The 12,655-nt window shown below is 59.7% G+C and carries 12 protein-coding genes; 3 read left to right on the top strand and 9 right to left on the bottom strand.

Annotated features, from left to right (window positions below):
- Positions 1 to 12: 12 nt before the first annotated feature.
- From CF137_RS04805 to CF137_RS04790, 4 genes are all read right to left on the bottom strand, one after another.
- The gene (locus tag CF137_RS04805; protein ID WP_101318215.1) at positions 13 to 1,158 is read right to left on the bottom strand and encodes a patatin-like phospholipase family protein; all 1,146 of its coding nucleotides are present in this window, start codon (positions 1,156 to 1,158) and stop codon (positions 13 to 15) included.
- Between the two features lie 113 nt (positions 1,159 to 1,271).
- Positions 1,272 to 2,150 (bottom strand): alpha/beta hydrolase, encoded by an 879-nt coding sequence (locus tag CF137_RS04800; protein ID WP_139718217.1) that lies wholly within the window; start codon positions 2,148 to 2,150, stop codon positions 1,272 to 1,274.
- Positions 2,151 to 2,232: 82 nt separating this feature from the next.
- Complete coding sequence (locus CF137_RS04795) at positions 2,233 to 2,829, bottom strand: TetR/AcrR family transcriptional regulator (RefSeq protein ID WP_139718216.1); 597 nt, start codon at positions 2,827 to 2,829, stop codon at positions 2,233 to 2,235.
- A 113-nt stretch (positions 2,830 to 2,942) separates the two neighbouring features.
- Entirely contained in the window at positions 2,943 to 3,587 is a 645-nt protein-coding gene (locus CF137_RS04790) for a response regulator (protein WP_139718215.1), read from the bottom strand.
- 170 nt (positions 3,588 to 3,757) lie between these two features.
- Between CF137_RS04790 and CF137_RS04785 the strand changes: the two genes are divergently transcribed.
- Positions 3,758 to 4,384: a glutathione S-transferase gene (locus CF137_RS04785; RefSeq protein WP_139718214.1), complete on the top strand. Its 627-nt coding sequence runs from the start codon at positions 3,758 to 3,760 to the stop codon at positions 4,382 to 4,384.
- Positions 4,385 to 4,459: 75 nt separating this feature from the next.
- Here CF137_RS04785 and CF137_RS04780 read toward each other — a convergent pair whose 3' ends face one another.
- From CF137_RS04780 to CF137_RS04760, 5 genes are all read right to left on the bottom strand, one after another.
- Complete coding sequence (locus CF137_RS04780) at positions 4,460 to 6,571, bottom strand: alpha-amylase (RefSeq protein WP_139718213.1); 2,112 nt, start codon at positions 6,569 to 6,571, stop codon at positions 4,460 to 4,462.
- Positions 6,572 to 6,786: 215 nt separating this feature from the next.
- Positions 6,787 to 7,953 carry a hypothetical protein gene (locus tag CF137_RS04775; RefSeq protein WP_139691246.1) on the bottom strand — a complete coding sequence of 389 codons (1,167 nt, stop codon included), beginning with the start codon at positions 7,951 to 7,953 and terminating at the stop codon, positions 6,787 to 6,789.
- Positions 7,953 to 8,324 carry a GtrA family protein gene (locus tag CF137_RS04770; protein WP_042020504.1) on the bottom strand — a complete coding sequence of 124 codons (372 nt, stop codon included), beginning with the start codon at positions 8,322 to 8,324 and terminating at the stop codon, positions 7,953 to 7,955. The genes CF137_RS04775 and CF137_RS04770 overlap by 1 nt, the downstream gene beginning before the upstream one ends.
- A complete protein-coding gene (locus tag CF137_RS04765; protein WP_139718212.1) occupies positions 8,321 to 9,328 on the bottom strand; it encodes a glycosyltransferase family 2 protein in 1,008 nt (335 codons plus the stop codon). Before CF137_RS04765 ends, CF137_RS04770 begins: the two co-directional genes overlap by 4 nt.
- Before the next feature lie 55 nt (positions 9,329 to 9,383).
- Positions 9,384 to 9,929 carry a hypothetical protein gene (locus CF137_RS04760; protein WP_139691248.1) on the bottom strand — a complete coding sequence of 182 codons (546 nt, stop codon included), beginning with the start codon at positions 9,927 to 9,929 and terminating at the stop codon, positions 9,384 to 9,386.
- A 323-nt stretch (positions 9,930 to 10,252) separates the two neighbouring features.
- On the opposite strand from CF137_RS04760, the gene CF137_RS04755 reads away from it, so the two are divergent.
- A complete protein-coding gene (locus CF137_RS04755; RefSeq protein ID WP_139718211.1) occupies positions 10,253 to 11,017 on the top strand; it encodes a substrate-binding periplasmic protein in 765 nt (254 codons plus the stop codon).
- Between the two features lie 92 nt (positions 11,018 to 11,109).
- The gene (locus CF137_RS04750; RefSeq protein ID WP_139718210.1) at positions 11,110 to 12,594 is read left to right on the top strand and encodes a L,D-transpeptidase family protein; all 1,485 of its coding nucleotides are present in this window, start codon (positions 11,110 to 11,112) and stop codon (positions 12,592 to 12,594) included.
- Positions 12,595 to 12,655: the final 61 nt, after the last annotated feature.

Raw genomic sequence — 12,655 nt, 5'->3', positions numbered from 1 at the left:
CCGCGCGCCCGTTTACTCCCCCTCGTTTGGCTGCCCTTCGATATCGAGGAAGGCGGCGACCCGCTCCCGCTCCCTGAGGGTGTCCTGATAGCCCAGCTTGATCAGCTGCTGGCAGTAACCCGGATAGAACATCAGAAAGCTGGCCAGACTGCTGGTCTCATCCCCTTTCACGCCCAACACCCGCAACAGGCGGCGCAACTGCAGCGGCAGCTTGTGCAGATAGGTCAGCGCTATGGTGTCAAGATCCTGACTCGGTTTCAGCACGCAGGTCTCCACCCGTTTCAGCTGCAGGCGGTTGCGTTCCCGCTCCGGGATAAGATCCAGGGTCTGGTTGATGCGCCACAGCCGCTCCAGATCGGAATTGAGGGTGTCGGTAAAGACGGTATCGAGCAGATGGCTGGCGATATTGGAGCTGGTCAGATGGCCGTGATGATGAGTCGGCGCCGAGTGCGCCGGTGGATCGAGGGTGATCAGCAGGATCCGCTCCGCCCCCAGATGGATGGCGGGGCTGAGCGGACTTAGCTGGTGGATGGAGCCGTCACCGTAGAACTTCTCGCCGATGTGGGTGGCCGGAAAGACAAAGGGCAGCGCCGAGGAGGCGAGCAGATGTTCCGATGTAAGCACGGTGCGCACCCCGCGCCGTCTGGCTCGCTCCCACGGATGGTGGTCGGCCCGCCCCTGAAAGAAGGTGGTGGATAGACCGTCATCGTAATCCGACGCCGTGATTGCCAGCGCCTCCAGACTGCCGTAGAGGATGTTGTCATCGATGCGGTGATAGTCGATGAGCTGATCCAGCAGGCGGCGCAGCGGGGCGTTATCAAAGAGCTGAAAAGCGTGGTTGGTGTGGGGATTGATCAGCCCCGCCGACCCTTCGTACATCAGCCGCCACAGCAGCCGACCGGGGTGAAAATCGAAGATGTGGTGCGTCTCGAAGCGGCGCCAGACCCACTCCAGCTTGCGCACTCCCAGATGAAAGCAGGAGGCGTAGCAGGCCAGCGCAGTGACATTGATGGCCCCCGCCGAGGTGCCACACAGGATGGGAAAAGGGATGCCAAGATTGCGCGGGTAGAGCTCCGCAATCGCCTTGAGGGCACCGACCTGATAGGCGGCGCGAGCACCGCCACCGGTGAGCAACAACGCTGTATTGGGTCTGGCCATATGCTGGCGCCTTATTGTTGGCCCGAGAGGGGCGTTCCCACTGACAAGTTAACTATAAGGCGCTGTATCAAATATAAAAATGGGCGCTCGCCCGTTTTTTTCATGGCCCGCTGTCAAAGGGCCCGGTGAGGATTTTCCGGCCGTGCCAGCTGATTGAAGGCGGCGAAGACCGGGGCGCTGGCGAGGATGCGACCGTGGCCCAGACCCCGGGTGCTCACCAGCCGGGTATGACCATCCTGGCTGGCCCGCAGGGAGTCGTCATGGGGGGCAAATCTGTCCTCCTCGTCGTGCACTATCATCGCAGCGCCGCTGCGGCTGGCGAGCCGCCCCAGCGGATCGACCGTGCTCAAGGGGTGCTGGTACTCCTGCTCAATTTCTTTGACCACCGCATCGAACAAGCGGATGGAGTAGCCGGAGCGCGCCACCATGCCGTAGAGCTGGGGCACATAGTCGAGCACCGGCGAAATCAACAGCAGCGGCAGGGTATCGATACCCGGCTGACGGCTGGAGAGGGCGACGGCGCCCCCCATGCTGTGGGCGATGACCCCGTGCAGGGGGCCCACGTCGCTGGCCAATCTGGTCGCCAGCTCGTCGAAGGCGCGCACGAAGCGGGGCAGGTGGCCGGTATTGCCTGCGCTCTGGCCGTGGGCCGGATGATCGTAGGCAATGGCGGTGAAACCCTGCGCGGCGATATGGCTCATCAGCGGATAAAACTGGCTGGCGCTGCCGGACCAGCCGTGCATCAGCAGCCACAGTGGCCCCTGACCGAGCCGATAGCTCATCACTGCCCCTTCGCTGGTATGGACGGCCTGCTTCACCAGACCGGCAGGTTCGCTACCATCCCGCTGGTTGCGCTGGGGGGTGAGCAGCAACTTGCTGGCGGTGCGCTTGGCATGGCTGGGGGCGAATCTGTGGTGCAACCGGGTGCCGATCCCCAGCAGCCATTTGCTCGGGCTGAAGCGGCGGGTGTTGAAGTAGATCTTGCTGCTCATGGTCATCCTGTGGTTTTTATGTTCGAACGGTCGTGCTTTTTTATCGTTTTTTAAAAAGTCGTGTTGAACGGATGCTAAAACATCAGCGCCAGCTGCTCAGCAGATCTTCCACCTCGGGCCAGAAGTGGCGGGCCGGATCCTGACACAGTTCGAGGGCGTTGAACACCTGATCCGCCAGATAGAGGCCGTAGAGGCGGTAAACCGCGCGCCAGGGATCCAGCTCCTGTCGCCACTCGCCTGCGGCCTGACCCTGTACCACCTGACGGGCCAGATAGTCGAGCCAGAAGCGCACCAGTTGACGGGCGGCCTGCTGCACTTGGCTATCCTGTACTTCGCCATCCTGCGCCGAGGTCCAGGCGTCGAGGAACATGCAGCGTCCGGCGAAGCAGTGGTGCCACTCCTGCCAGGCACGCAACAGGGCGATCAGTTTGTCATGCTGGCTCTGGTGCACCTGCTGGCGTACCGGCTGGATCACCCGCAGCCGGAACACCTCGGCGGCGTACTCCAGCACGGCGATCTGCAGATTGTCGCGGGATTGAAAGTGGGCGAACAGGCCGCTTTTCGACATCTCGCAGGCGCTGGCCAGCGAGCCAATAGTCAGGCTCTCCAGCCCTTGCTGGCTCGCCTGCTCAAAGGCAGTCTGCAAAATGTTTTCCCGGGTCAGGCGCCCCTTGCTCATCACTCTCTCCTCGTTGGCGCTGGCAGCATAAAGTACGACCGTGCTAATTGTCGAGCAACAAATAGCCAGCACAGCTGGCTACCTTATCGTGCATGTGTTGCCGCGTGCGGGTGTCAGCTCTCCTTGATATCGAGCTGTTGCAGGGCGATGACCGCCTGAGTGCGGTTTTTGACCCCGATTTTGCGGAAAATGGCGGTGATGTGTGCCTTGATGGTGGCCTCGGAGACATTGAGCTCCCAGGCGATCTGCTTGTTGAGGCTGCCATCGCGCAGCATGATCAGTACCTTGTACTGCTGGGGGGTGAGGCTGGCCAGCTTGGTGGCGAAATCGGGGCCATCTTCCGATTCGGGATGGAGCGAGATGCCTTCCGGCACCCAATTATCCCCCCCGATCACCGTATTGAGGGCGTTGACCAGCTCCTTCATCGGTACTGATTTGGGAATGAAGCCGAGCGCCCCGAGCCGCAACACCTGCTGGATGATGGCCGCATCTTCCGAGGCTGAGACCACCACTATGGGCAGGTCGGGATACTGGCCACGCAGGTGGGCCAGCCCCTCGAAGCCATTTGCCCCCGGCATCTTGAGATCGAGCAGCAGCAGGTCAACCTCGGGGTGCTCCCCCAGCAGGCTGATCAAGCTGTCGATGGAGTCCGCCTCCAGCAATTGAGCGTCGTTGATGGCCATGTGCACCGCTTGGTAGAGGGCGCCCCGAAACAGGGGGTGGTCATCTGCGATGACGATGGTAAATTGGCTGTCCATATTTCGGTTAATGGCTCACATTGTTGCTAACTGATTGTTTTGAAAAATCAAACTAGCATCGCTCACCAAGGGGGTCAAACCCGCCGGTGTGCAAATGTGAAGCGACCATCGGATGTGCTGCCATCAGGGCAGACAGGCTGGTCGCAGGCAACTCATGCAGGAGGCAAGAGATGGGATCCTTGGTATTGGCGGTGGGCACAGGTTCGACCTGGGCGATGCGGGCGGCACTGGTGCTCGCCATGAGCGGGCTGACGTGGCAGGAGCAGGTGTTCGATCTGGAGGATGCCAAGTCGCTGGCGCGACTCAAGCGGCTGGCACCGGCAGGTCTGGTGCCCTGGCTTGAGCACGACGGGGCGCGGGTTCACGACTCGCTGGCCATCGCCGAATATGTTCACGAGCTCTGTCCCGACCGTCAGCTCTATCCGGTGTCGCTGGCCGAGCGGGCGCTGGCTCGCAGCCTCTGCGCCGAGTTGCATGCCGGATTTCGGCAGATCCGTTCTCTGCTCCCCTTCTTTCTTGGGGCGCCAACCCGTATCGATCCTCCGGTGGAGGCAGTCAGCGAGCTGGCCCGTTTGCAGGAGATCTGGGCGCAAGGGCGGGGCCCCTTCTACTTTGGCGAAGCGGGCACTGTCGATGCCTTCTATGCCGTGATGGCCTACCGGCTGGCCAGCTACGGCATTCTGTTACCCGGTCAGGCGGGAGCCTATCAGCAGGCGCTGCTGGCCTGGCCCCTGTGGCAGGAGACCCTGCTCAAGGCGCGCTTGCAGTGGCCGGTGGCGGCGCGTCAGTCCCAATAAACTGGTGCGGGCGGAACAACGAGAGAGGGGAGCCAGTGGCTCCCCTCTCTGTTGCTGTTGAAGGTGGCTTAAGGGTTACTGCTGCCGACCGGCAAAGACCACGACCACCTTGTCATCCCCCTGCTCCCGCACGAAGGCGTAGGGAGCATCCGAGAGTTTCTGATGGCTGCCTGCCGCAATGGCCGGATGGGCGGCGCGGAACTGACCCAATTGCTGCCAGTGCTTGACCAGTTCGGCCCGCTCGCCGCTGGCCAGCTCCTGCCAGTTCATGTCCGAGCGCACGCTTTGATCGAACACCCCGCCATCCTTGGCCAGCCCACGGCCGGACTCATCGCCGTAGTAGAGCTGGATGCCGCCCGGCAGCAGCATAAAGCTGTTGGCGACCCGCCGCTGCAGCGGCACATCCTGATAGTCGCCAAAGAACAGCTTGGTGTCGTGGGAGCTGATATAGCTCAGCACGTTGAACTCGGGATCCTGATTGATGCGGCTGGCGTAGCTGGCATAGGTTGGCTCGGCTCCCGCCATACACTGGGCCTGGGGCAGGGCGAATTCGCGCTGATAGTCGAAGTTGATCAGCGAATCGAAACCGTTCTGATACCAGAAATCCTTGGCGACCCCGTGATCCCACACCTCGCCTACCATGTAGAAGGGCAGAGCGTCGAGCGCCTTGTCCGGGTTGGCGGCCTTCCACTCCTTGAGCGCGGTAGTGCCCGCCTGTTTGAGCTTGGCCCACACCTCGGGCTCCAGATGCTTGACGGTGTCGGCCCGAAAACCGTCGATGCCAAAGCGGCGCACCCAGTCGGTGTGCCAGGCAATGAGATAGTCACTCACGGTGGCGTCGGGCAGCGCCTTGGCGCGGGTGTCTTTTTTCGCGGCCAGTAGCGGCGGCAGCCCTACCTGTTTGGTTGATTCGGTGAGGAAGTCCGGCAGCCCCGCCACCGAACCGGTCACATCGTCGGTGCCGGGCTGCGGGTAGCCGGGCAGACCGGCGCGCACCCAGTCACCGCTCCACCACTGGTTCCACGCTGGTGATTGATAGTCGATGAACTGGTTGTAGCCATGCCAGTTAAGGCCGCCGCTCGGGCGCCACTGGTTCCAGAGGGTTGGCAGTTTGCCGCTGTTTTGGGTCAGCTCGGTGAGCCCCAGATCCTGCAGATCGGCGAGGGTGGCGTAACCGGCGTGGTTCATCACCACATCGAGGATGATCCGCATGCCGCGCTTGTGCGCCTCGTCCACCAGGGTTTTCAGGCTCTCTTCATCGCCGTAGTTGGGGTCAATCTTGGTGAAGTCGAGCGCCCAGTAGCCGTGGTAGGCGTAGAAGGGGAAGTTGCCCTGCTCGCCACCGCCGATAAAGCCGTGCACCTGCTCCACCATGGGGGTGATCCAGATGGCATTCATGCCCAGCGACTTGATGTAGTCGAGCTTCTCGGTCAGCCCCTTGAAGTCGCCGCCGTGCCAGGTGGCCACCTCGTCCTGACCATCCTTCTGGCGGCCGAAGCTGTGGTCATTGGCCGGGTCGCCATTGTGGAAACGATCGGTCAGCAGGAAATAGACGCTCGCCTGATCCCAGCTGAAGGGGGCCGGTTTGGCCGCCTTGACTGGCTCGAGCAGCAGCAGGCCGCCACTCTCTTTGCTCGGGGTCAGGGTCAGCTTGCCCTGTTTGACCACCGCCTCTTGTTTTGAGTAGGCATCCCGCAACCGGGTGCCGTCGGGCCAAACCCCTTGCAGGGATACCGTGACCGGGCCGCCATCCCAGCTGATGCAGGGCTCCTCTGGCGGTTGGCGCTTGAACTCGCTCTTCTTGGTCGCCCGCAGCACCTTGAGGCTGGGGGTATCAGGGTTGAAGGTGAACTGATACTCCCCCGCCAGCATCACCCGCAGGGTAAAGCTCTGCTCCTTGCTGCATTTGTCCATCGGCTGGGCGGTGCCGAAGGGGAGCGGCTTGCTCTCGCTCGGGCCAAAGCTGGTGCCGCAACTGTTGCCTGCGTCGCTGATGCGGATCTGGTGGCTCCCCTTGGCGAGCGTGTGGGTCAGCTCCACCGTGCCCTTGCCCAGCGCGATCGGGGTCGCCACCGGCTGACCATCCACATAGAGGTGAACCTCGGGGGCGGCCATCGCCTGTTGGGTAAACAGCGGGGCGGCCAGCAGGGCAAGCCAGAGAGAGGATAAGTTGGGAGCGCGACGCATAAGCCATTCCTTGAGCAGGGCAGTTCGGACAAGGGCCCATTCTAGGAGCAGCAAAGCGCGCCTTGGATCGGCAAAATGCCGATTTGTGACATCAGTTCAAATGGTTACGTTTTCAAGCCGAGGAAAGTGTGATGGGGACGGGAGTGAGATAAATCTGGTGATAAAAAATGCCGGTCAGGTGACCGGCATTTGAGGTTCGAAGCATCGCCGTAAAATCAGACGGTGAAGAACTTGAAGTTGACGAAGGCCACCGCGATAAAGGAGGCCACCATGCCGCTGAGGCAGAGCACCGCAGGGCGGATGGCGGGCCAGCGATGGGTCAGCAGTATTATGGCCAGCATGGTCGGGTAGAGCCCGAACATGTAGCGTGGCATGGCGTTGAGGCCGGTCATCAGCGGAATGGTGCAGCAGATGAACATCAGGGTCGCTTCAGCCCAGCGCTTCTGGCTGAACAGGTAGCCGTTCAGACACCAGCCGAAGATCACCATGATGGAGAGGTAAGCCTTGCGGCCGCCCAGCTCGAATCCGCTCAGCCACCAGTCCAGCGGGCTGTCCATGTAACGGCCCCAGGCCACCTGAATATGTTTGAAGGCAAAGGCATCGCCGGTCAGGTGATAGAGGTAGACCATGTAGGCAAACAGGCCAAAGGGGATCATCCAGAGGGTGAATACCACCTTGAAGGCGCGCTCGGTGAAGCGGAAAAACTCCCGCCAGCCGTAAGCCTGCAGCGCCAGGATCAGCACCGGGAAGACCATCATCACGCCCAGGTTACGGGTACTGGAGATACAGACCCCCAGCAGGGCAACCATCAGCCACTGTTCCCGATAGGCGAACAGGAACATCCCCAGCATCAGCGCCATAAAGGTCGATTCGGTATAACCGGAGACGAAGTAGGCGGAGAAGGGGGAGAAGGCGAGCAGCCAGACGCCGAAGCGGGCGGTGTCATCCCCCAGCTTGAGCTGGCGCAGCACCAGTAACATCAGCGCCAAACTGGCGAAGAAAGAGGCGTTGGCGACAATGATGAGGCCGATCAGGCTCTCGACATTGAACAGGTTGGAGATGGCACCGGAGACCATCGGATAGAGCGGCATAAAGGCCCAGTTGGCCGCATTGCCCTTGCTCAGCCAGCGGGGGTAGAGGTCGTAGCCGTTTTCGATGATGCGCTGGAACCAGACGCAGTCGAACTGGCAATAGGCCTGCAGCGGGCCGATATCGGGGGAGCCATAGAGCTGGACACCGAAGTAGCCCATGCCATAAAGCGCCACCCGGCTCAGCATGAAGGCGGCGATGATCATCAACCAGTCACGGCCGCTGATGCGCAGTGACGGGCGATAGGGGAGTGCAGCCCCGGTTAACGGGGCAGTATTGGTCATATCATTCATCAGGCAAAAACCCAGACGCGAGAGAGAACGTAAGTGAGGACGGTAACGGTCAGGGTGGCGATGACCACCGGCAGCAGACCGGAGAGCCCGGCAAACAGCAGGCCGCTCAGGATCAGGTTACGTACCGCCAGCGAGAAGAGAGCGACCAGCAGAAACTTGCTGGCGGCTCCCTGCTTCTGGAAGGTGATGTAGCGGTGACCAAAGAAGGAGAACCAGAACGCGATGGCAAAGGCCAGGGTCGTTACCAGATGCTCCGACATGGTCGGCCAGGTGTGAAACAGTGCGATGGAGGTGCCAAGGTCGACGAGGGTAGCCCCCCCGCCGACAAAACCGAAACGTACCAGCCGCCAGAATTCCTCGCGGGAGATCATTGAGGCGCTTGCTCCTGCTGCTCTTGCTCAGCCTGTGGCTGGTCGGCCTCTTGCTTGGCATATTGGCCGTAAACCCCTTCGATGAGGTAGACCGGGCGCTGTTTCACTTCCACAAAAATGCGGCCAATGTACTCGCCGATGATGCCCAGCGAAATCAACTGAATGCCGCCGATGAACAGCACCGCTGACATCAGGGAAGCATAACCTGGCACGTCGATGCCGAAGAAGAGCACCTGAGTGATGATTTTCAGGATGTAAAGGAAGGCAACCAGCGAGACGCTTACCCCTACATAGCTCCACACTCGCAGTGGCCAGCTGGAGAAGCTGAGCAGACCGTCGAGGGCGAAGTTCCACAGTTTCCAGTAGTTGAATTTGGTTTCACCGGCATGGCGGGCGGGGCGCTCGTAGGGCACACCCACGGCACGGAAACCGGCCCAGGCGAACAGACCCTTCATAAAGCGGTTGCGCTCGGGCAGTTGTTTGATGGCTTCGACCACTTTGCGGTCGATCAGGCGGAAGTCACCGGCGTTCTCCGGCAACTTGGTGCTGGTGGAGAGGGCGTTGAAGAAGCGGTAGAAGCCACCGGCGGTCAGGCGCTTCATCGGGGTATCGGCACTGCGATCGACCCGGATGCCGAAGACGGTGTCGTAGTCACCGGTCTGCCACAGTTTGACGAATTCCAGAATAAGCGCGGGCGGGTCTTGCAGATCCACGTCCATCGGCACGATGGCGTCCCCTTTGGCATGGTGCAGGCCAGCGGTCATCGCGGCCTCCTTGCCAAAGTTGCGGGCCAGGTTGACTAGCGTGATGCGCGGGTCACGGGCGATGGCCTGCTCGACCACTTCACGGGTGCGGTCACGGCTACCATCGTTGACGAATACAATTTCAAGCTGGTCTTTCAGTGGGGCCAGTTCGTTGTCTATCGCGTTGATGAAGGCATCGATACTCTCTTCCTCGTTATAAACGGGAACGACCAGAGAGAGTCGAAAATCTGGATGCGACATAAGAACGTCCTTATTAGAGATAGTTGTTTTTATAAAATGGTATTCGGCGCAAGGATCACTGGGCAACAGTCAAACGTACCGACTCCACGCTGATGGGAGTAGGTGCCGAGAGTGCCAGAAAGTTGGGGTGTTTGGGGTCTGCGGTAAGAGAGTCACCGGGCAGGCTGAGACGGATCTCGTTGATACCCGCTTTGGCCATTTTAATGGTGGTGGTGAAGTCGTGGCCTAGGGCCACCTTCAGCAGAGCGCCAGCCTCCGGGCTGTTGATGCGGGCGTGTACCGTCAGTTGATCAGGATTGGCTGACTGTTTTGGCAGCACAAAATAGAGACCGCCTTGACCGGTGAGCAGGGTGCCTGCATCGCTTGGCTTTTTGGCCCAGCCTTCGCTGGAGAGGAAGCGGCTCGGCTTGGTCAGATTGAGCTCGTTGCCTGGCTGATAGGTCATGCTGGAGTTGTGTTCCCAGAAGCGGGTTTTGCCTTCCAGATAATAGAGTTTGTAGGCCAGGCTCACGTTGGGGTGAGCAGCCAGATAGAGGGTGTAAAGATAAAAACCGCTTAACGCTAGGATGGCAGTCAGAAAACCGAACTTTTTGTACGTCATATCACTCTCTACGCCTGACAGAATTGGTAGGCCGATGTCGCGCATATGCTAATCCAATTGCAAAAAAAGCATAGTGGATCACAAAAAAAAATTTGGTCACATATTAACCCCTCTTTGCCCTTGTGCCAAATAGCGCAGTTTTTTCCAATATACAGAGTTGGCGAGGCGCCAGTGACCGGAATCCGTGGTGATCACACAAGCAGATTGGCAAGCATCACCGTTTTGTTGTGCCATTTTTTAGCGCACGCCATAGTTATGTACCCTCTATCGCCATTTTACTGGGGCCGTTTTATGATGGCCCATCTTTTCGTCAAGGATGACCTATGAAGTTGATCTCTTACTGCCTGTTATGCGGGTTATGGGCGCCAATGGCCTTTGCCAAGGCACTTTGTCCCGAGCCCATTCAGGTCGGTTACGATAACTGGCCTCCTTACCATTATCACGAGGCCGACTCACCGCAACAGGTGCGCGGTTATGCCGCCGAAGTGCTGACGGCCGTGCTCTCCTCGATGCAGTGCAAGGTCAACTATGTCGAGCTGCCCTGGAAGCGGGTACTCCATGAGATGGAGTACGGCGAGATAGACATGGCGATGGAGGCGAACATCAATGATGAGCGTGCCCGTTACGCCTGGTTTTCAGACGCTTACAACCCCGGGCGTACCCTGTTATGGGTCCGCAAGGACAGCAACTACTCAGAGCCGGATCTGGCGAGCTGGTTGGCCAAGGGGTATACCCTCGGCGTCACCAAAGAGTACTTTTATGGTGATGGGGTGATGGCGCTGCTCGGCCGTTATGCCAAACAGGTGAGTGAGGTGAGTGACAAACAGAACTACGACAAGTTGGCCCGGGGGCGCATTGATGGCTTTCTCGGTGACATGTTGGCGACACCCAGTGGGCTGAAAAAGGAAGGCAGGAGTGGCCAATTCGCCTCTCACCCCATGGTGGTGTATGAATCGCCGAGCTTTTTTATGCTGAGCAAACGCAGTGTGTCGCCGCAGTTCTTGCAACAATTTAATCAGGCGTTAACCGCGTTTAAGGGAACAGATGCATACGACATTATCTGGCAACGTTATGGCCCCGGGCGCTAGCAAAGTGATGACTGTTCACGCATGATGAGCGGCCTGAGCATCAGGCCTGAATATCAGGGCTGACTGAATGAATAAACCGTTTTGAGGTGTCCATGGGGATGAAGTATTGGCTGGCCCTTGCCAATCTGGTGTGGCTGGGATGTTGGCCTGCCGGGGTAGTTCATGCGGCAGAATCACAGATGGTGGTGGCGGCCAGTGAACCTCAGCATGACTGGTATCAGGGTAGTCAGGCTGAACTGGTTCGTATCGAGTTGGAACAACAGCTACAAGAGGCTGTGTTGGCCCAGCTGCACCCCGATTTTTTCACCTTGTGGAAACGGCTGCAGGCGACCCCTGCCACCAAGCGTGGCGCCATCTATGACGATATTTTTGCCAAGTTGAGCCGTTTCCAGCATGCCTGGCGGGGGATGGATCTGGTCTCTCGCGAGCAGATGAAGACCCTCAAATTCGATTTGAAGCGCCCTGTGGTCAGCAAGCCCAGCGATGATGACTTGCTGGCCCAGGTGAAATCCCTGCGTCCTCAGGTGGCGGAATATGAGGCGGTGCGGGCCAAAGTGCACAAGCTGCTGGCGATGCCGATGGCCAGCAAGTGGCCGACGTTGGAGATGCCGACCCTGCGAGCCGGAGAGAGCTCAGCCGAGCTTGGTCAGATCCGCACCATGCTCAACGAGCTGGGTGATAGCGCGCCGAGCCATGGTGATCTGATTTATGATGGCGATACCGAGCAGGCGATCAAACAGTTCCAGCGTCGTCATGGCCTGACTGCGGACGGCATCATCGGCCGCCAGACCCGCTCCTGGCTCAATACCGGCCCGCAAGTGCGTGCCAGCTTGCTGCTGCGCAACCTGTGGCGTCGCGATCTGGTGGATAAGCTCGCCGGTGGCCGCTATGTGCTGGTCAACATTCCCGATTACCGCCTGAGTGTGGTGCAGGCGGGCAGTGAGATATTTACCAGCCGGGTCATCGTTGGCAAGGAGCAGCGGGCAACCCCTATTCTGGCCAGTGAGATCCGCTCTATCGTGCTCAACCCCTCCTGGCATGTGCCGCGCTCGATCCTGAGCAAGGACATTCTGCCCAAGCTGGGCCGTGATCCTGCCTACCTCAATCGCGAGCAGTTCGAGGTGATCGACAGCGAGGGCAATCCGGTGCAGTTCAGCGAAGAGGGATGGCATCAGGCGCTGGCTGCTGGTTTCCCCTATCGCTTGCGGCAAAAACCGGGTGACCACAATGCCCTGGGTCGCTACAAGTTCTACCTGCCCAATAATGATGCCATCTATCTGCACTCTACCCCGCGCAAGGCGCTGTTCGAGCAGGGGGCGCGCGCCTTCAGCTCGGGCTGCATCCGGGTGGAACATGCGGACGATCTGGCCGAGCTGCTGCTGGCGGACTCCCGCTATCAACCGGACAAGGTGGCCAATATTCTCAAGGAGAGCCAGACCAAGTGGTTGCCGCTCACCACACCGATCCCGGTGTTTACCGTCTACTGGAGCAGCTGGATCGACGAAAATGGTCGCCAGCAACTGCGTAATGACATCTACGGATTTGATCGAGTCAGCTTCCAGAGCCGCTTGTTGTGATCCCAGCCACAGAGTGAGAAGCCCGGCCTGTGCCGGGCTTTTCTATGGGCAATGGAGGTTT

The organism is Aeromonas sobria (genome assembly GCF_006243315.1).
Classification (GTDB): Bacteria; Pseudomonadota; Gammaproteobacteria; order Enterobacterales; family Aeromonadaceae; genus Aeromonas; species Aeromonas sobria_A.
This window is presented reverse-complemented; position numbering and strand designations above follow the sequence as displayed.

Bases quoted from the DNA above. Each gene is read 5' to 3' on its own strand.
- CF137_RS04805 (WP_101318215.1), bottom strand. From the start codon at position 1,158: ATGGCCAGACCCAATACAGCGTTGTTGCTCACCGGTGGCGGTGCTCGC.
- CF137_RS04800 (WP_139718217.1), bottom strand. From the start codon at position 2,150: ATGAGCAGCAAGATCTACTTCAACACCCGCCGCTTCAGCCCGAGCAAA.
- CF137_RS04795 (WP_139718216.1), bottom strand. From the start codon at position 2,829: ATGAGCAAGGGGCGCCTGACCCGGGAAAACATTTTGCAGACTGCCTTT.
- CF137_RS04790 (WP_139718215.1), bottom strand. From the start codon at position 3,587: ATGGACAGCCAATTTACCATCGTCATCGCAGATGACCACCCCCTGTTT.
- CF137_RS04785 (WP_139718214.1), top strand. From the start codon at position 3,758: ATGGGATCCTTGGTATTGGCGGTGGGCACAGGTTCGACCTGGGCGATG.
- CF137_RS04780 (WP_139718213.1), bottom strand. From the start codon at position 6,571: ATGCGTCGCGCTCCCAACTTATCCTCTCTCTGGCTTGCCCTGCTGGCC.
- CF137_RS04775 (WP_139691246.1), bottom strand. From the start codon at position 7,953: ATGAATGATATGACCAATACTGCCCCGTTAACCGGGGCTGCACTCCCC.
- CF137_RS04770 (WP_042020504.1), bottom strand. From the start codon at position 8,324: ATGATCTCCCGCGAGGAATTCTGGCGGCTGGTACGTTTCGGTTTTGTC.
- CF137_RS04765 (WP_139718212.1), bottom strand. From the start codon at position 9,328: ATGTCGCATCCAGATTTTCGACTCTCTCTGGTCGTTCCCGTTTATAAC.
- CF137_RS04760 (WP_139691248.1), bottom strand. From the start codon at position 9,929: ATGACGTACAAAAAGTTCGGTTTTCTGACTGCCATCCTAGCGTTAAGC.
- CF137_RS04755 (WP_139718211.1), top strand. From the start codon at position 10,253: ATGAAGTTGATCTCTTACTGCCTGTTATGCGGGTTATGGGCGCCAATG.
- CF137_RS04750 (WP_139718210.1), top strand. From the start codon at position 11,110: ATGGGGATGAAGTATTGGCTGGCCCTTGCCAATCTGGTGTGGCTGGGA.